Raw genomic sequence first — 17,737 nt, forward strand, 5'->3', positions numbered from 1 at the left:
GGTCATTATCAACATGCATTGATGAGGACTATTTATAAAAAAACTACCTATAGAGTGTCAAGAAAGAGGTAATCGTGCTTGATCCTTCCTGACAACTTATAGGTAGTTTCTTTTTTATAAATTAGTACTTTCGTCCTCTGTAAATGTCCAAAAATGTAAACTTTGAGCAGCGATTTCTTCCAATGAATAGGACGTTAAATAATGTTTTTTTTCCGGCGTATCGTTTGGATCTAAAACAACCACATTTTCATCTTGCATAGCAGCCAACACCATGATATGACCAGTATCTGTGAAATCTCCACTGGTCACAGAGACGATCACTGGCTGTCCAACTGCCAGATAATTGGCTACTTGCGCTGTGTCTGTGCCCAAATCGTGATACGAGTAACCAAAGGAATCCGCAAAATCAGAGAAAATCCGCCAATCGGTTCCTTGCCCATCGACATAGTAGCTATCTTGTGCCCAATCCAAAACTTCAAGCGGCGAAACATTATCCTCTCGCAAATAAGCGAGTACCATTGAAAGAGAGAGCAGGGCACAGCCATTATCGCTTAAAGTTTGCGTACCATCTGAACCATAGGAATAATCAGCCCATTCTTCATTTGTTTGTAGGTAAAGAGGCGTAGTCACTCCATTTTCTTGTAAATACTCGTTCGCTTGTTCATTGTAAGCTGCTTGATCAAAATCCATGTCATCCATCATGGGATATTCTTCATAATCTTGGCTGGAATAGCTCACATGAGAAAGTCGGATAAATGCAGCAAAAATCAATAATAAACCCAACAAAACAAGAAAAACATAACGCTTTCTTTGTTTCCCTTTTTTCTTCATAGCTTCCCTCCTGAAGTAGCGTGCCTTTTTTGCCTTACTTCAAGTAAAGCAGAGGGAATGAAGGTTGTCATCCGCCTGTGGACTGATTCGTGTCAGTTGTTTCTAGTTCTTCCAATTCCAGACTCGTGTTTTCCCAAGCTTCCATCAGCTGTTCTTGGGTGGCTTGGACAGTCTCCATTGCTTGATTCAGCGAAGACAAACGGACGTGGTCGTTCAATGCGTCAGGACGAGTCATCGCTTGTTCGATTTCTTCAAGCTCTGCTTCGGTTTTGGCTAGGTCTGCTTCAATTTGAGTGACTTTACGCTGCAATGAGCGAATGGCTTTTTGTTGTTCTTTGCTCTGGAAGAAAGATTGTTTGCCTTGTGAGATGGCTTTCTCTTGAACATCAGATTGCTGCATCGCAGCTAGTTCTGTTTCTTCCAGTTTTTTCTCCACGTAATAATCATAGTCCCCTAAATACAATTTGCTGCCGGTTTCAGATAATTCAATGACTTTGGTCGCGATTCGATTGATAAAGTAGCGGTCATGAGAAACAAAAAGCAATGTGCCTTCATAATCAATCAAGGCATTTTCGAGTACTTCTTTGCTGTCGATGTCCAAGTGGTTAGTCGGTTCATCTAAGATCAGGAAGTTGTCATGATCCATTGCAAGTTTTGCTAAAGCGACCCGTGCCTTTTCGCCGCCACTGAGCAATGTGATTGGTTTTTCAACATCTTCACCAGAAAAAAGGAAACTTCCTAAAATTGTGCGGATCTCTACTTCTGGCGTAGTGGGGTGCTCATCCCATAATTCTTTCAAGATTGTTTTTGTTGAATGGAGATCTGATTGGGTTTGATCATAATACCCAATTGAGACATTGGCACCTAGATGAACGTCACCGCGAATCAAAGGAATCTTGTGGATCAGTGATTTTAATAATGTCGATTTACCAATTCCATTAGGGCCGACTAATGCAATGGCATCTTTCCGGCGAACATCCAAATCGATCGGCTCGGATAGAACAGTCTCTTGATAACCGATGGCTGCGTTGGCTACTTGCATTACCACATTGCCAGAAGGTTTACTGATTGAAAAAAGGAAATTTGCGGATTTTTCATCTCCTTGAGGCCGATCGAGCCGCTCCATTTTTTCTAATTGTTTGCGCCGGCTTTGCGCCCGTTTAGTTGTGGAGGCACGAACTAAATTACGCGCTACAAAGTCTTCTAATTTATTGATTTCTTCTTGTTGTTTTTCGAAAGCTTTCCATTCACTTTGCAGCTGCTCGGCTTTCAAAACCAGATAACGACTGTAATTCCCTTTGTAATGGTGCATTTTCCGTCGGCTAAGCTCATAGACCTCATTGACGACTTTATCTAAGAAATAACGGTCATGAGATACAATCAAAAGAGCACCGGCATACCCTTGAAGATAGTTTTCAAGCCAAGACAATGTCTCAATATCCAGGTGGTTAGTCGGTTCATCCAAAATCAAAATATCTGGCTTTTGCAACAGCATCTTTGCTAGTGCTAGACGAGTTTTTTGACCACCAGACAATGTTTCAATGGATTGCTCATAAAAAGTGCCGTCGAACTTAAAGCCGTGTAGAACAGAACGGATCTCATTTTCATATCCGTAGCCGTTTTTTTCGGCAAATTCATGTTGTAGCTGGTCATATTCTTTTAATAGACCATCATAATTGACTGCTGTCGGGTCTGTTTCTGAAATGGCGACTTCTAATGAGCGCATCCGCTGTTCCATCTGTCGAATGCCGGCAAAAGCCGTCAACATTTCTTCCCAGACTGTAGCAGTACTGTTTAAACCAGTGTCTTGGGCAAGATAACCTAGTGTCGCAGTTTTATTTTTGGCGATCGTTCCTTTATCGGGGCTTTCGATCCCGGCAATGATTTTTAACAGGGTCGATTTTCCGGCGCCATTTCTTCCCACAAGCGCGATCCGGGAATGGCTAGCAATCTCTAGGTTGATATTCTCAAATAAAACTTCAGCGCCAAATAGTCTGGCGATTTGATTTGCTTGTAATAGTATCATATGTATTCATTCCTATTCTTGAAGTCACTTGTCTCCTTGGTTGCAATACTATCAGTCTATCACATTTTGTGATAAACAGCGATTATGAAAAAAGAATGATTGTATCATTAAATAAAAAAATTTTCAAATTGTGAGCAATCAAATTGATTTTTGAGCAAACTATTTGATATGATAGCTACATCACACGTGAATTTTTCACAATGGGGGAGTATTTCTTGAAAGATCATCAAATTCCAAAGGCAACAGCGAAACGTTTGCCTTTGTATTACCGCTATTTACGCATCTTGCACAATGCTGGAAAGTTGAAGGTTTCATCTACTGAATTAAGCGAAGCTGTCCAAGTGGATAGCGCAACGATTCGTCGCGACTTCTCTTATTTTGGGGAATTGGGAAAACGCGGCTATGGCTATGACGTGGAAAGCCTGATGCAGTTTTTTGCTAAAACGTTGAATGAAGACCATATGACAAATGTCGCGCTAGTAGGTGTTGGTAATCTAGGTAGCGCACTGTTAAAATATAAATTCCATCAGAGCAATAGCATTCGGATCAGTGCTGCATTTGATGTGAATGAAGATATCGTAGGACGAATCGTGGATGGCGTTCCTGTCTATCCAATGAGCGATATGAAAGAACAAGTGAAGATCCAACAGATCGATGTCGCGATCTTGACGGTTCCCGCACAACATTCGCAAGACTTAGTCAATGAGCTTGTGAAAGCAGGGATCAAAGGAATCTTGAACTTTACGCCTGCGCGCATCACTGCACCAAAAGGTGTGCTGATCCAAAATGTTGATTTGACCAATGAATTACAAACACTGATTTATTTCTTGCATTCTGGCAACGTCTTAACGACAGATCAACCGGAAAACCACGAAACGACTGAATCAGAATAAAACCCAAAAACACTGTCTTTCCATCAACCTTCGCGTCTAGTAGGTGATGGAAAGACAGTGTTTTTTTATTTCATCAGTTGATCAAAAAGATCGTCATAAGAGATGGTCTCGGTTTTGGTCAAGGCAGTCCTATAGCGATCAATAATAGCAGCCAGCCTATTAAAATCAATGATTCGTGCTTCTCTGTGGCGTTCATCTCCTTGAAAATAAAGAAGGACGACAGGAGCAGTCAATGCTGAAAATTGGCCAGCCGCCTCTGGGACTTCCGCTACATTGACAGCATAAAGTGGAACATGCTTTTCTAAAGCTAATTTATTAAGACGAGGTTTGTCTGCTAAGCAGACACTGCAAGCCGGCTGTGAGAGATAAATAAGTGCCAATGGGGTTTCTTTTATCTTCGTCAGCAGTTCATCTAATGTATTCATTTGTATCATGCAAATTCCTCCAAGCAGATTCTCTGTCTAATGTACGTTTTGAGGGACAACTTGTCAAAGAAACTGCTGGAAAAGAATAAAAACTAAAGCAAGCTTTAAGGTGCCAGCAAAGACTGTAAAAAACATTGTGCATTGAGGCAAAAAAACGTATAGTAGTTCCAGCGCAATTATTTTTTTATAAAGAAGGTTGAATATATGTTACAAAGCTTACCTAATTCTGTTTTGCAGATGAGCGTGATCTTTCTCTCCATCGTCATTGAAGCCTTGCCTTTTGTCTTATTAGGCTGCTTGATTTCAGGGGCGCTGCAAGTTTTTCTGACGCCAGAACGAGTGACAAAAATCCTGCCAAAGAATAAATTGGCCTCCATTGCAATGGGGTGTGGTTTAGGCGTTTTCTTCCCGTCTTGTGAATGTGGAATCGTTCCGATCGTCAATCAATTCGTCAAAAAAGACGTACCAGTCTACACGGCTTTTGCTTTTATGCTGACAGCCCCTATTGTGAATCCCATTGTAATTTTTTCGACATTCATCGCATTTGGCAATTCAGCGAAGTTTGCCTTTTTGCGAGTACTTGGCAGCTTGTTGGTGGCAATGGCGGTAGGTGTTTGGCTGGCTTATTTCAGTAAGCGAGAGATTTTGAAAACCCAATTGATCACAGCTTCAGAGGATACCCATCAAGGACATCACCATGGGCATGCTCATGATACAGGTTCTGAGAAACGAAAATGGTCCCATCAAATACGGCATTTGTTGCAACACAGTATTGATGAATTCTTCGATACTGGTCGGTATTTGATCATTGGCGGATTGATTGCAGCAGCGATGCAGACGTATTTGCCAACGGGAATGATGTTGACTTTGGGTTCTACGAAATTCTTGGCGGTATTGGTCATGCTTGTTTTGGCATTGACGATGTCGCTGTGCTCTGAAGCAGATGCGTTTATCGGTTCTTCGCTGCTTAGTCTGTTCGGCGCCGGTCCAGTCGTGGGTTTTCTGGTCTTTGGTCCTATGGTGGACATCAAGAATCTTCTGATGATGAAACGATATTTTACCGGTCGTTTTATTGCAACAATGGTGGGATTAATTGCTGTTATAGTCTCAATTTATGCATGGGTGGTGTAAACAATGATCCGTTTTTTGATTTTATCTGGATATTTTGAGTTGATGATGTACTTGCAGGTATCAGGAAAACTGAATCAGTTCATCAATGTCCACTATCGTTATCTAGCGATTCTTTCGATGATTGTCGCTTTATTTTTGGCATTAGTCCAGTTGTATTTTTGGGTCAAACAAACGCCTGATGAACATGAAGATGAGCATCACCATGGACTCGAAAAAAAATCTCAGCGCCTCATTGCGTATTTCTTATTAGCATTGCCAATCATTGTTGGTTTGTTTTTCCCAACAGTCAGTCTGGATACGACCATTGTTGAAGCAAAAGGGTTTAATTTCCCGCTGAGTGAAGAGTCTGTCGGCGATCCCGAAATGAATACCCAATACCTTAAACCAGATACTAGTCTTTATTACAATAAAGATGATTATGACGAGCAAATGACGACTTCGTTAGCGAAGTATGCCGATAAACAAACGATTGCTGTCACCGACGAGAATTATTTGGAACTCATGGAATTGATCTATACGTATCCAAGTGAATTTATCGGGAAAAAAATCAGCTATGACGGTTTTGTTTATCATGCAGCGCAAGATGATCGTAATGAAATCTTTCTGTTTCGTTTTGGGATCATTCACTGTGTAGCGGATTCAGGTGTTTTTGGATTACGTGTTGAGTTACCTGAACAAACGGTTACCGAGAATGACCAATGGCTGCACATTGAAGGAACCATCCAGTCGCAATACTATCAACCCTTTAAACGAGATTTGCCAATGGTAGTCGTTGACCAAGAACAAACCATCGAGGCACCGGCTAACCAATATGTTTATCGATCATTCTAGCGAAATGAGAGAAATATCGGTTTTTTTGAAAAAGTTCACAAAAATATCATAAAGCTTTGTTATAATAAAGATAAACTAGTGCAGATGTTTGTAGTTTTACAAAACGTCGAGTACAATAGAAACGTACAATGTGCTAAAAAACAATATAAAGAGAGGTGTCGTGAAATGGGTTTTACAGATGAAACAGTACGGTTTGATTTTGATGATAGCCGCAAGAAAGAAATCAGTGAAACACTGGCTATCGTGTATCGTGCATTAGAAGAAAAAGGTTATAATCCAATCAATCAAATCGTCGGTTATCTCCTTTCTGGCGACCCGGCTTACATTCCTCGTTATCGGGATGCCCGGAACTTGATTCGTCGTCATGAACGCGATGAGATTTTGGAAGTTTTGATTCGTTATTACTTAGGAAATCACGGGATCAACCTATAATGAGAGTCATGGGTTTAGATGTCGGTTCACGAACAGTTGGTGTAGCTGTTAGTGATCCTATGGGATGGACTGCGCAAGGGATCGAGATCATTCGAATCAACGAAGATGAAAATGACTTTGGCTATGATCGTCTTGGAGAATTAGTCAAAGAGTATGAAGTGACTCGTTTTGTGGTGGGACTGCCCAAGAATATGAATAACACCATTGGTCCAAGAGCAGAGGCTTCACTAGCTTACGGCAAGGCCATCGAAGAACGTTTTGATTTGCCTGTTGACTACCAAGACGAACGCTTGACGACTGTTCAAGCAGAACGAATGCTAGTTGAACAAGCCAACACATCTCGTGCCAAACGTAAGAAAGTCATTGACAAATTAGCAGCAGTAATGATTTTGCAGAATTATTTAGATGGTGCTGGAAAACAACTGTTTTAGTTTACAGAAAAGAGGAAAAAAAATGTCAGAACATACGCATGATCACAATCATGATCACAACCACGACCATGAAGGTCACGAACACATTACATTGGTCGATGATCAAGGCAATGAAACATTATACGAAATTCTTTTGACAGTAGATGGACAAGAAGAATTTGGACGCAACTACGTGTTGCTTTATCCAGCTGGAGTCCCAGAAGAAGAAGATGTCGAATTACAAGCCTATGCCTACGTTGAAAACGAAGATGGTACAGAAGGCGAATTAGAACAAATTGAAACAGAAGCTGAATGGGACATGATCGAAGAAGTCTTTAACACATTCATGGCTGAAGAAGAATCTGAATAAAGAATTGATGGCTGAACCTTTGATAGTCAAGGGTTCAGCTTTTTTATCTAAAAAACCGTCAGAAATGAAATAGCTTATTTCTGACGGTTTTTTTTTTGAATTTTACCACAGCCAGTTTTACATAAATCAGTTAACTAGAAAACAAAGTTTGTAGTTTTTGATGATGGACTTCTAGAAGGCGTTGATATAAATCAGTTTCGAAATCACTGTAATGGCAATAATCAAGGACCGTATATTTAAAAGGATCTAGGCCCTTCGGAATCAGCAAAGGTGACCCCAAGATGATAAAGTCATATTCTTCAGTGATTGGAAGTGTCAGCTGTTCGATAGCAACAAATGGGATCTTTTTGCCTAGGTTTAAGATCTCAGCGGAAATCAGATGCTCAGAAACATTGACAAAACCAACTTTCAACTTATAGTTTTCGTCGATTTCTGAATAATACGGATAAAGCAAACAAGCTTGGATGAAAGCTAATTCACTTACACAAGATTTCAGCCACGTATAATTTTTCCGTTGGGAAAATTTTTTCCAGAAGCCTTCGATTTTGATTGTCAAGATATGTAAGAGTGGGTACTTTTCTTTGATATACGAAGAAATAAACAATGTGGTCAAAGGGATTTTTTGTTTGAACAAGCTAAAGTTACCAATCGATAGGTAGATGTTCAAATATAGAGCTGGCTCATTTTCAAAATGAAACGTACCGATAAACGTCTGACAATGGTCTTGGAATTCGTCCAAAATCTCCTTGGGGTCATTACTTGGTTGCTGATAAGAATGTTGGATGATCGGCAGACGAATGTCTTGGTTGGAAGTCAGAAACGGCCAATAATAAAACAAATAGAACAAAGAGTTTACCTCCAAGAGGTCTAAACGCAGATTGGCGATCTTGAAGAAATCGTAAAAGAAGTTGAGGTCTGTACCACTTGGAATGAAAGAATCCCTTGATAAGTGATAGATATCAGTAAAGTGGCTGTTTTTGATCCTCAGCAAACAAATCAGACAATGGAGACTGGCTTGTTTTTTTCCTAAGTCAAACTTGTTCTTATGCTGTGCTTCTTCATGTTTATAAATCAATGCTCTCACTTCTTGGCTATAAGGAACTATGTCCAAACTTTCACCTAATGATACAAACCAAAAGAAATTAAAAAAGAGGATACGAATCAACATTTCGGAACCTGACAAGGTCAGATTCGATAAATTCAAGTTGATATTGTATTCCTTCAAATATTCAACCAGCTTTTTTGTTTGACGAAAACAGGTCGAGCGACTGATATAGTGCCGGTTACAAAAAGCAGCGAGATCGTCGTCCTCTTCTATTAGCATACTGAGCAACAATTTATAAGGAACACTTTCAGTTGAAAGGTAATGTTGGTATTGGGTGTATTGAACAAGTTGTTCATTGACGGTTAACTTATTTTTACTATGTAATAGCTTGATGGTAGTAAATTTTTCTAAATCATCTTGGATTGCGCTCAAGATTTTTTTGAAGCGTGCAGGCCGTAATAAAAATCCAAGTTTTCCCGCACCTGATCTATGCTGTATTCCCCGGGTGAGAGTGTCATCAACTTGCCGTAGACACTCAATTTCGTTCTGGCATGATCATCTAACAAAATTTTTTCAATCAATTGATCACCTTCCTTTTTTTGTAATTATTATTATTAGCGTATTTAATTTCTCTTGTAAATACGTGTCTCAGATTTCTAACAAGTCTATACAAGGTTTAGAAATATTTCTATTTCACTTGTCTCAAAAATAGCGTTCAGCGAGTATGTTTTTTGAGAGAAAAGAAATAACCCACAATTTTAAATAACGATATCAATATTTTTTTTGCTTCCTTGTTAGTGTGTTTAATGGATATAAATAACTATAATTGAATATTTAGAAGCTGAAGGGGAAAGAATTAGAAATATTAGTGAATCTTTTCTTTTTTTTTATTATCTATTTGAATTTTAAAAAAATTTCGAAGGAGGCACTAAAAATGAAAAAGGGAAAGCATCTTGTCCTTCTTAGTTTGTTGGCCATCTTTTTCATCGCTTACTTATATTCTCAACACATAAACAAGGTAGTAGCAAATGATGAAGATGTTGTTGATGTAGTAGAGGTGTTGAAAAATGATTATGGAGAAGTGAGTATCAAGCAAACAGATGATCATTTGATCCTCTTTTATCGCTTAAATGAGTCAACACAAGAAAGACGATTTTTATTTCAGCTGCATGCCAAGGATGCAGCTGAAAACAATTTGCTTACTTCTTACACTTCTCAGGAATACCAAGAATATACAGATGAGAAGCAACAGAAATACATGGACGTCAGACAAATCAAAGGCGAAACACTTTGTCAGCGGCAATCGTTATGAAATAGGAGAAGAGGACTTTGTCGAGAGTGCTGCGGCTAAAGGACAAATGATCGTCGCTGGTTTAGAGGTCGGAGAGTATGTATTGGAGGAAGTCAAAGCGCCTGAAAATGCTGAGATGATTGCCGACCAAACAACTACGCTATTTACCATCATTTCAGGAAGTCAAATGCCTGTAGCAAAGACGGTAAAAAATGATACGACTAAAGTAGAAAAAGACACGCCCCAATTAGAAGGACAAGATGTAGCCATCGGTGAAGCAATCAACTATGAGATCACTGTCAATATACCTGATGGGATTGCCGATAAAGAGGAGGAGAGCAACAAGTATACCTCATTCAAATTGATCGATAGCCACGATCCTGCATTGACATTTATGAATCAGTCCAAGGGAGAAACAAGCTATGCACTCTATGATGGTGAACGTCTCATTGATACTAATAATTATCAGATCACTGAACATGCCAATGGTTTTACAGTAGCAATTGCGCCCACATATATCCCTTCCCTGACTCCAGGTGGAACGTTGCGATTCGTTTATTACATGTATTTGAATCAACTAGCAGATCCGACGAAAGGTTATAAAAACGAAGCAAATGTCGATAATGGTCACACGACAGATCAAACACCACCGACTGTTGAGGTTCTGACAGGGGGAAAAAGATTCATAAAAGTAGATGGGGCAGTGATTGAGCTACGGCCATTGGCAGGTGCATCGTTTGTCGTACGCGACGAAAATTCGGCGACCGCGAACTATTTGATCATTGATCCAGTCACAAAAGCAGTGGCGTGGACGAATTCTCCGGAGAAAGCAACAACTTTCAATACAACGAACGATGGATTAGTAGACATTACAGGATTAGCTTATGGAACCTACTATTTGGAAGAAACCAAAGCACCGAATAGCTATATCAAATTAAATGAACGAATTGCTTTCAAAGTAGATGCACAATCTTATGCGGTGGCGAATGAATTGGTTACTCCAGAAAAAGTACCAAACAAACAGAAAGGAACATTACCAGCAACTGGCGGCGAGGGAGTTACTTTGTATATTGGTTTGGGTGTCGTTTTATTGACGATAGTAGGTGTCTACTGGATAAAAAGATATAAGGCTTAGTGTCAAACGAAGAACGAATGGATAGCTGAGGAGAATGAAATGAAGCAAAAAAAAGGCATACTTTAGATCTAATCATGCTATTGGTATTTTTTATCGGTATCCTCAGCTTGGCGTATCCCTTTGTTAGCGATACATTGAATGACTATCTCGATCAACAAATCATCAAAAACTATCAGAAAAAAGCAAAATCTGAACATGCGTCAGTGATTGCTGAGTTGAACAAGCAGATGCGTGAAGCAAATGAAAAAATGGCATCAAATGAACCTAAGACAGAAGCAGACCCATTTTCCAAGGAAAAAAAGGAAAAGCAGAACTCGCTGAAATCTTATATAGAAGCACACACGATAGGTGTTTTGACGATCCCAAAAAATCAATGTCAATTTACCAATCTTTGATCAGACGACAACAAAACTATTGGAGAAAGGGGCCTGTCTGCTCGAGGGAACTTCATATCCAGTCGGAGGAGTATCGACGCATGCGGTACTTTCTAGTCACCGAGGATTACCACAAGCAAAACTCTTTACAGATCTACCTCGGTTACAGATAGAGGATCGCTTTTATATCGAAATCAATGGTCAATATCTTGCGTATCAAATCGATCAAATACAAACTGTCGCGCCGACAAAAACAGAAACACTTCAGATCCAAGATAACCAAGACCTGGTCACACTAGTTACTTGCACCCCTTATATGATCAATAGTCACCGTTTGCTGGTTCGCGGACACAGGGTCGCAGTTGAGCAAGAGGAAATAAGCGCGTCATTGTCAAAAGTGCAGCAAGCAAAACGAACGACCTTTTTACTCGTGACTGGTTTGATCGTTGTCCTTTTGATGCTGTCTTTGGTGATGGTGATAAAACATTTTACAAAAGTTAAAAATACATGTAGTTTTAAAAACTAGATTCAAAAGTTTTGGTAATCAGATAGTTTTTCGAGTATAATGGAGTCGAAGAAATGAAACGGAGTGGATCAAGATGGAGATAGAATTTAGTCGAAAGTATCAAATCATCAATGAAGTATTAAATGCAGTGACCCATGGGATCGCAGCGTTGTTAAGTTTGTTTTGCTTTAATTTGCTGATGGATCGCGCCCATACCACCTTAGATTATGTCGCTTTTGCGATTTATGGAAGTTCGCTTTTTCTGCTTTTCTTTTCCTCTACGTTATTTCATAGCCTGATTTTTACGAAGGCAAAGAAAGTTTTCCAAGTATTCGATCATTGCTCGATCTATCTCTTGATCGCTGGTACGTATACCCCATTTTGCCTCTTAGTCGTACAGGGAATGGCTGGGTTGATCTTGCTTAGTGTCATTTGGACCACCGCAGTAATAGGGATTATTTACAAATCTTTGAGGTTGACAAAAACGAACAAAGTATCGAAAGTTTCAACGATCATCTACAATGTGATGGGGTGGGCAATCATTGTTGTCTTACCTAAGCTCTATCAGAATATCGATTTGACCGGATTACTACTGTTAGTTGCTGGAGGAATCGCTTATTCTGTAGGCTCGCTCTTTTATAGTATGAAAAATAGACGATTCACCCATGTAATCTGGCATTTGTTTGTCATGTTAGGTGCAGCATTGATGTTTTTTGCGATTTACGTAAGTAATTAAGACGTTGTGCATGATGAAATAAGAATGAACAAATTGTTGGGACATAGGTTCGTTACACTCTCAAAAAAATAGAAGCACTCGAAAATGGTTTATTTTTCGAGTGCTTCTTGTTTGAAAAGGGAATGCGAGGAAATCCTTTATGACTAAAGCAAAAACGTGCAGAGCAATTTAGCTCAGCACGTTTTTTTACCTTATTCTTCTACTATTTTAGCTGATGCAGGCAAGCAGTGGTTGACGGCAATCGCAACGGCCATCCCAATGAAACTATCGATCACCCGGTTAAAGGCATAAAGATAGGATTCAGTTTGGGGAACCATAAATAAAATCGTCAAAAGGGTAGCACAGGCACCGACCGTTCCTTCGTGATAGTCGAATTTCACTAATAATGCGATCATCAGCATGATAACGAAAGGAATCGATAGCAGCTGAACAAGGTGTGTGTAGCCAAAAAATTTAAAAATTCCGATACAGATGATCGATGCTAATGCGCCAAAGGTATTTCCAGCAATCCGATGCCGGCCGTATTTGACAGTAGTCCCATGATCTTCTCTTAAGGTAAAGACAGCGGTGATCGTTGAAACAACGTATGTCTCACGCTGTAGAAGAAAACTTAGAAGAATACAAATGAAGACGCTGATCCCCGTTTTTAGATTTCGCAAACCAAATTTTAATCCGAATAGATTCAATAATGCCATCCTTTCATAAGAAATCATCTTAACCCTTTCAAACGAATCATATCATACCATAAGCTGTATTTGCTAGTGAAAAAAAAGTCCGAAAGGTTGCTGCAAAGGCTTTTCTTTGTGAAAAACCTTCGTGGCTCTCCTGGAGAATACGTCAATCAGCTTGAGAGTGATCAAAAAAGAGTGAATACCATCGTTGGAGCGAATCAGTTGCTTGGCTGACCAAACAAGCGTAACATAATATTGTAAACGTTATCTTATTGGAGAGCAGGGATAGGGATGGAAAAAATTTATCAAGCAAGTACGGCAGAAGGCGCAGTCGATTTTATCAACATGCGTGATTTAGAAGAGGCAGCAAAAGAAGTGATTCCCAAAGGAGGCTATGGCTACATCTCTAGCGGTGCGGGAGATACCTTCACTTATCGAGAAAATGAACGCGCATTCAATCATAAGCTGATTATTCCTCATGTCCTCAAAGACATTGAATTACCAGACACCAGGACTAATTTTTCCGGTGATACATTAAATGCACCGATTATCATGGCTCCGGTGGCCGCTCATGGCTTGGCCAATGTCAATGCGGAGAAAGCCTCGGCAAAAGGAGTTGCGCGCTTCGGTACAATTTACACAGCTAGTTCTTATGCTTCCTGTACGCTAGAAGAAATTCGGGCAGCCGGCGGAGAACAAGCACCTCAGTGGTTTCAATTCTATATGAGCAAAGATGATGGCATCAATCGGGATATTTTGGCGATGGCGAAACGCAATGGTGCCAAAGCGATTGTTTTAACGGCGGATGCCACAGTTGGTGGCAACCGAGAAACGGATCGCCGTAACGGCTTTACCTTTCCATTGGCTATGCCAATTGTGCAAGCTTATCAGTCTGGAATCGGACAAACAATGGATGCGGTATATGGCTCCTCCAAACAAAAACTGAGTCCTCAAGATGTGGCGTTCATTGCGAAGGAATCTGACTTACCTGTTTATGTCAAAGGGGTTCAATCAGAAGAAGATGTAGCACGTGCGTTAGATGCTGGAGCACAAGGGATTTGGGTCTCAAATCATGGTGGCCGTCAGTTAGATGGTGGACCAGCTGCTTTTGATTCTTTACAGATCGTAGCAGATGCCGTCGCTGGCAGAGTTCCGATCGTCTTTGACAGCGGTGTTCGCCGTGGGCAGCACGTCTTTAAAGCAATCGCCTCTGGTGCTGATCTAGTGGCGATTGGACGTCCAGTGATTTACGGATTAGCGTTAGGCGGTTCAACAGGCGTTCAGCAAGTGTTCGATTTCTTCAAAAAAGAATTAGAGATGGTAATGCAATTAGCAGGGACTCAAACGATTGCAGATATTCGCCAAGCGAAACTACGGGACAATCATTATATGTAATAAAAAATAGTAATAAAAAGAGCCTTCCTCTGCCGCACGCAGCCAGAAATTCAAAGAACTGAAACCTTTGAAAGCCACGGCAGCGGGGCTTTTTTTATGGCTTTTTTGTATCTGGGTTGATTATAGGAAATCACCGGTATCAAGAACGAACTGCTACGATTTATTTGATAGTAACAGTGTATATGATTTTGAAAAGGAGAGAAAACCCTGTACACTTAAATTAACGAAATCAAAAAGGAGAGGGTAAAATGATTCCAAAAATCATTCATTATTGCTGGTTTGGGGGCAATGAATTAGGGGAAAGCGAACAGAAATATATCGAAACCTGGCGCAAATTTTGCCCAGACTATGAGATCAAACGCTGGGATGAATCAACGATCGATCTTTCAAAATTTGGTTCTTACTTACAAGAAGCCTACAAACAAGAAGAATGGGCCTTTGTTTCTGACGTTGTTCGTTTGTATGCATTAGTGACAGAAGGCGGCATTTATATGGATACCGATGTCGAAGTGGTGAAACCATTAGATGATCTATTAAACTATGAGGCATTTATGGGATTTGAGATCGAAACCAAAATTTCCACCGGTATCATCGGTGCAGTGCCTCATCATCCTTTCATGGAAGAATGGTATCATGACTATGATGATCGTGAATTTGTGCGAGCAGAAAAAACGGAAGATGTAGTAACCAACGTCATTCGAGTCACTGAATTGTTGCAGGAACATGGTCTGCAACTAAACAATCAGCGTCAAACGGTTAAAGGGGTAGAAATTTTCCCGCAAATGACTTTCTCTCCAAAAAGTTATATTACCGGCGAAGTTGAGGAAGATCCAACTACTATGGTGATCCACCAATTTTCCGGATCTTGGCTATAAACAGTTTTTTACTGATCCGATAGTTCGTCAAGCAGAATCCCAGCAACAGTTGAATGGGCGCCTGCTGACGAACTATTTTTTATTGTCTTTGGCAATGAATTATGCCACAATAGAACGAAATGAAATGGATCGGAGTGAGAGTTTATCATGGGAATTATCCAATGTACACCGGCTGACCTTGTTGAGTTGAAAGCCATCAGTATTGAGACGTATCAGGACACATTTGCGCCATATAATACGGAAGAAAATATGCAAGCTTATTTAGAGGCTGCTTATCATTCAGAAAAGTTGCACAAAGAACTGAAAAATCCGCAGTCTGCTTTTTTCTTTTTGCAAGAAGAAGCAATTGCTGGTTATCTAAAGCTTAATTGGGGAACAGCTCAAACTGAGCCGATTGCACCAGAGGGACTTGAAGTTGAGCGGATCTACATCCGAAGTGACTACAAACGCCGCGGCTATGGTCAGCAATTGTTGTCTTTTGCGGAAGAGTTTGCCAAGGCAAAACAAAAGACGTCTTTGTGGTTAGGCGTATGGGAACACAATGCCAATGCATTGGCTTTTTATAACAAGATGGGCTTTCGACGAGTAGGCAGTCATTCTTTCTTCATGGGGGATGATGAACAGACCGATTATTTAATGGAAAAACAAATATGAAGAGAGTCACTCTTCTTCGATTCGTTGTTGTTGAAAAATCAAAGTCGAAAACCTGTCGATGAGAGATGCCATTAGTGACTTCGAAAGAGGGAGCAAGAGGAGGATGAAAATTCCTTTTCAATTAATAGAGCTTCCAGTATAGTAGTAAATGACTAACTAAAAAATGAAAATTATGGTGACAGATGAAGGAGACAAGAATGGGACAACAAAAAACTGAAAGTGTATTATCACGATTTTTAAAAGGAGTCGTTATTGCTTTAGGATTTATTTTGCCGGGGGTCTCCGGTGGAGTTCTAGCAGCAATTTTAGGGATCTATGAACGAATGCTGCGTTTTATGGCACATTTAACGAAAAACTTCAAAGAAAATCTGCTCTTTTTCTTGCCAGTAGGGATCGGCGGGATCGTTGGGATCGGGCTTTTATCGAAACCGTTAGAATGGCTGCTGCAAAATTATCAGATTGTCGTCTTATGGGGATTTGCCGGAGCCATTATTGGTACATTGCCTGCACTTGCAAAAGAATCGACTCTTAAAAGCAAACGAACTATGGGGGATTTGTTTTGGTTCTTTGGTACAATGATCATCGGTTTCTTATTTCTTTATTTCATGGGTGATATTCTAGGAACGATCCCAGCAAACTTTTTAGGATTTGTTTTGGCCGGCGGATTGATTGCATTAGGTGTGTTGGTGCCTGGATTAAGCCCATCTAACTTATTGCTCGTATTAGGTTTGTATGATCCGATGTTGAAAGGCTTCAAGGGGTTCGACATTTTAGGCGTCTTCTTGCCGATCGCAATTGGTGGTCTACTCGTGATGCTGCTGTTCTCAAAATTGATGGAGTGGCTCTTGGAGCATTATCATTCGAAAGTCTATCACTTTATTTTGGGAATTGTGATTGCATCAACAGTATTAATCGTCTTGCCACCAGTGGCTGATTATAGCGGATTTACTTGGCTGACTGCGGTCAGCGGTGTGATACTGTTTGTTTTAGGGTACTGGTTAGGGGCTTGGATGAGTAAATTAGAAGAAAAATATAAATAACCACTGCGTGGACAAAAAAACAATCGGTCAGATGATCGATTGTTTTTTTATGGAATAGAAACCGAGGCAACCTTTGTCTGAATAGCGACGTTCACACGTACTATCCTCACTCCCCCTTGGAAGATAATCATGAAACGTCGCTGGAAAAAGGGGACAGGATCGAACGGGACAACTTACATCTGATCGCTAAGCGCCCAAATTTAAAAAAGGATATATATATAAAAGAGGTATCGGACGATCCTGCCCAATACCTTTGTCATAGTGAAATAAGCAGACCAAAGCGTGTTGATTTACCTAAAAAGAGGTAGAAATCACCCAGAAAATTGGGTACAATAAACACGTTGATGTACTGCATTGACTATGGCAAACTTGATGGTCAGTTGCTGCTGACAAATCAAGGCCCTATTCCTTAGTTGCCGCTAAGGGATGGGGTGCCTTTTTTGGTTTCTATTCGCTTTTATTTTATAGAAAGCGAGGGTATAAATCAAGGGAACGTTTCCATATTTAATGAAAAAATGCAAGTGTTTTATTAGAAAAACGTGAAAAGATAACAGAATTCTGTGAGATTTGTCAATAAAAGTCAATATTTATTTATTGATATGAGAAAGACTGAAAAAATAAATTTTTTCCTGGGAGAGCCAAGCCATCAAAGTGATGATTTGGCTCT

General features: G+C 40.1%; 16 protein-coding genes and 3 pseudogenes. 14 read left to right on the top strand and 5 right to left on the bottom strand.

What is annotated here, in order from left to right; genetic code table 11:
• Positions 1-114: 114 nt before the first annotated feature.
• Together EGX73_RS08900 and EGX73_RS08905 are read right to left on the bottom strand one after the other, a co-directional pair.
• Positions 115-831: a C39 family peptidase gene (locus EGX73_RS08900; RefSeq protein WP_113850128.1), complete on the bottom strand. Its 717-nt coding sequence runs from the start codon at positions 829-831 to the stop codon at positions 115-117.
• 67 nt (positions 832-898) lie between these two features.
• On the bottom strand, positions 899-2,857 hold the full coding sequence (locus tag EGX73_RS08905) for an ABC-F family ATP-binding cassette domain-containing protein (protein WP_005471765.1): 1,959 nt from the start codon (positions 2,855-2,857) through the stop codon (positions 899-901).
• A gap of 215 nt (positions 2,858-3,072) precedes the next feature.
• On the opposite strand from EGX73_RS08905, the gene EGX73_RS08910 reads away from it, so the two are divergent.
• On the top strand, positions 3,073-3,750 hold the full coding sequence (locus tag EGX73_RS08910; protein ID WP_003127492.1) for a redox-sensing transcriptional repressor Rex: 678 nt from the start codon (positions 3,073-3,075) through the stop codon (positions 3,748-3,750).
• Positions 3,751-3,815: 65 nt separating this feature from the next.
• Here EGX73_RS08910 and EGX73_RS08915 read toward each other — a convergent pair whose 3' ends face one another.
• Positions 3,816-4,184: a thioredoxin family protein gene (locus EGX73_RS08915; protein WP_003127493.1), complete on the bottom strand. Its 369-nt coding sequence runs from the start codon at positions 4,182-4,184 to the stop codon at positions 3,816-3,818.
• Between the two features lie 195 nt (positions 4,185-4,379).
• Between EGX73_RS08915 and EGX73_RS08920 the strand changes: the two genes are divergently transcribed.
• From EGX73_RS08920 to EGX73_RS08940, 5 genes are all read left to right on the top strand, one after another.
• On the top strand, positions 4,380-5,306 hold the full coding sequence (locus tag EGX73_RS08920) for a permease (protein ID WP_123866889.1): 927 nt from the start codon (positions 4,380-4,382) through the stop codon (positions 5,304-5,306).
• Positions 5,307-5,309: 3 nt separating this feature from the next.
• A complete protein-coding gene (locus EGX73_RS08925; RefSeq protein ID WP_005471770.1) occupies positions 5,310-6,137 on the top strand; it encodes a TIGR03943 family protein in 828 nt (275 codons plus the stop codon).
• A gap of 165 nt (positions 6,138-6,302) precedes the next feature.
• Positions 6,303-6,569, top strand: coding sequence for an IreB family regulatory phosphoprotein (locus tag EGX73_RS08930; RefSeq protein WP_003127496.1), 267 nt, complete (start codon positions 6,303-6,305; stop codon positions 6,567-6,569).
• On the top strand, positions 6,569-7,000 hold the full coding sequence (gene ruvX / locus EGX73_RS08935) for a Holliday junction resolvase RuvX (protein ID WP_005471772.1): 432 nt from the start codon (positions 6,569-6,571) through the stop codon (positions 6,998-7,000). The genes EGX73_RS08930 and ruvX overlap by 1 nt, the downstream gene beginning before the upstream one ends.
• A 22-nt stretch (positions 7,001-7,022) precedes the next feature.
• Positions 7,023-7,349: a DUF1292 domain-containing protein gene (locus EGX73_RS08940; RefSeq protein WP_003127498.1), complete on the top strand. Its 327-nt coding sequence runs from the start codon at positions 7,023-7,025 to the stop codon at positions 7,347-7,349.
• Positions 7,350-7,479: 130 nt separating this feature from the next.
• On the opposite strand, the pseudogene EGX73_RS08945 reads toward EGX73_RS08940, so the two are convergent.
• Positions 7,480-8,975: pseudogene (locus tag EGX73_RS08945) on the bottom strand (helix-turn-helix domain-containing protein).
• A 353-nt stretch (positions 8,976-9,328) separates the two neighbouring features.
• Between EGX73_RS08945 and EGX73_RS16240 the strand changes: the two are divergent.
• The 4 genes and pseudogenes from EGX73_RS16240 (at position 9,329) to EGX73_RS08960 (ending at position 12,435) form a co-directional block, all read left to right on the top strand.
• Positions 9,329-9,706 carry a hypothetical protein gene (locus EGX73_RS16240; protein ID WP_003127501.1) on the top strand — a complete coding sequence of 126 codons (378 nt, stop codon included), beginning with the start codon at positions 9,329-9,331 and terminating at the stop codon, positions 9,704-9,706.
• Positions 9,651-10,820: pseudogene (locus EGX73_RS08950) on the top strand (SpaA isopeptide-forming pilin-related protein); the annotation flags it as partial. The gene EGX73_RS16240 and the pseudogene EGX73_RS08950, both read left to right, overlap by 56 nt.
• A gap of 74 nt (positions 10,821-10,894) precedes the next feature.
• Positions 10,895-11,720, top strand: a pseudogene (locus tag EGX73_RS08955) (class C sortase).
• Between the two features lie 73 nt (positions 11,721-11,793).
• A complete protein-coding gene (locus EGX73_RS08960) occupies positions 11,794-12,435 on the top strand; it encodes a hemolysin III family protein (protein WP_005471778.1) in 642 nt (213 codons plus the stop codon).
• 191 nt (positions 12,436-12,626) lie between these two features.
• Here the strand turns inward: EGX73_RS08960 and EGX73_RS08965 are convergent, their stop codons facing one another.
• Positions 12,627-13,148 carry an aromatic acid exporter family protein gene (locus EGX73_RS08965; protein ID WP_005471779.1) on the bottom strand — a complete coding sequence of 174 codons (522 nt, stop codon included), beginning with the start codon at positions 13,146-13,148 and terminating at the stop codon, positions 12,627-12,629.
• Between the two features lie 249 nt (positions 13,149-13,397).
• On the opposite strand from EGX73_RS08965, the gene EGX73_RS08970 reads away from it, so the two are divergent.
• The 4 genes from EGX73_RS08970 to EGX73_RS08985 all read left to right on the top strand — a co-directional run bounded on the left by EGX73_RS08970 (position 13,398) and on the right by EGX73_RS08985 (position 17,070).
• Positions 13,398-14,501 carry an alpha-hydroxy-acid oxidizing protein gene (locus EGX73_RS08970; protein WP_003127508.1) on the top strand — a complete coding sequence of 368 codons (1,104 nt, stop codon included), beginning with the start codon at positions 13,398-13,400 and terminating at the stop codon, positions 14,499-14,501.
• Positions 14,502-14,749: 248 nt separating this feature from the next.
• The gene (locus EGX73_RS08975) at positions 14,750-15,376 is read left to right on the top strand and encodes a glycosyltransferase family 32 protein (RefSeq protein ID WP_123866890.1); all 627 of its coding nucleotides are present in this window, start codon (positions 14,750-14,752) and stop codon (positions 15,374-15,376) included.
• 147 nt (positions 15,377-15,523) lie between these two features.
• Positions 15,524-16,030, top strand: a complete 507-nt coding sequence (locus EGX73_RS08980) for an N-acetyltransferase (protein WP_005471780.1) — start codon at positions 15,524-15,526, stop codon at positions 16,028-16,030.
• Positions 16,031-16,227: 197 nt separating this feature from the next.
• Positions 16,228-17,070, top strand: coding sequence for a DUF368 domain-containing protein (locus tag EGX73_RS08985; protein ID WP_003127514.1), 843 nt, complete (start codon positions 16,228-16,230; stop codon positions 17,068-17,070).
• Positions 17,071-17,737 lie beyond the last annotated feature (667 nt).

Source organism: Enterococcus sp. FDAARGOS_553, from assembly GCF_003812305.1.
Classification (GTDB): domain Bacteria; phylum Bacillota; class Bacilli; order Lactobacillales; family Enterococcaceae; genus Enterococcus_D; species Enterococcus_D gallinarum.

Excerpts from the sequence above, each read along its gene's own strand:
- EGX73_RS08900 (WP_113850128.1), bottom strand. The coding sequence starts at position 831 with ATGAAGAAAAAAGGGAAACAAAGAAAGCGTTATGTTTTTCTTGTTTTG.
- EGX73_RS08920 (WP_123866889.1), top strand. The coding sequence starts at position 4,380 with ATGTTACAAAGCTTACCTAATTCTGTTTTGCAGATGAGCGTGATCTTT.
- EGX73_RS08960 (WP_005471778.1), top strand. The coding sequence starts at position 11,794 with ATGGAGATAGAATTTAGTCGAAAGTATCAAATCATCAATGAAGTATTA.
- EGX73_RS08980 (WP_005471780.1), top strand. The coding sequence starts at position 15,524 with ATGGGAATTATCCAATGTACACCGGCTGACCTTGTTGAGTTGAAAGCC.
- EGX73_RS16240 (WP_003127501.1), top strand. The coding sequence starts at position 9,329 with ATGAAAAAGGGAAAGCATCTTGTCCTTCTTAGTTTGTTGGCCATCTTT.
- EGX73_RS08970 (WP_003127508.1), top strand. The coding sequence starts at position 13,398 with ATGGAAAAAATTTATCAAGCAAGTACGGCAGAAGGCGCAGTCGATTTT.
- EGX73_RS08940 (WP_003127498.1), top strand. The coding sequence starts at position 7,023 with ATGTCAGAACATACGCATGATCACAATCATGATCACAACCACGACCAT.
- EGX73_RS08975 (WP_123866890.1), top strand. The coding sequence starts at position 14,750 with ATGATTCCAAAAATCATTCATTATTGCTGGTTTGGGGGCAATGAATTA.
- EGX73_RS08965 (WP_005471779.1), bottom strand. The coding sequence starts at position 13,148 with ATGATTTCTTATGAAAGGATGGCATTATTGAATCTATTCGGATTAAAA.
- EGX73_RS08905 (WP_005471765.1), bottom strand. The coding sequence starts at position 2,857 with ATGATACTATTACAAGCAAATCAAATCGCCAGACTATTTGGCGCTGAA.
- EGX73_RS08985 (WP_003127514.1), top strand. The coding sequence starts at position 16,228 with ATGGGACAACAAAAAACTGAAAGTGTATTATCACGATTTTTAAAAGGA.
- EGX73_RS08915 (WP_003127493.1), bottom strand. The coding sequence starts at position 4,184 with ATGATACAAATGAATACATTAGATGAACTGCTGACGAAGATAAAAGAA.
- EGX73_RS08930 (WP_003127496.1), top strand. The coding sequence starts at position 6,303 with ATGGGTTTTACAGATGAAACAGTACGGTTTGATTTTGATGATAGCCGC.
- EGX73_RS08925 (WP_005471770.1), top strand. The coding sequence starts at position 5,310 with ATGATCCGTTTTTTGATTTTATCTGGATATTTTGAGTTGATGATGTAC.
- ruvX (WP_005471772.1), top strand. The coding sequence starts at position 6,569 with ATGAGAGTCATGGGTTTAGATGTCGGTTCACGAACAGTTGGTGTAGCT.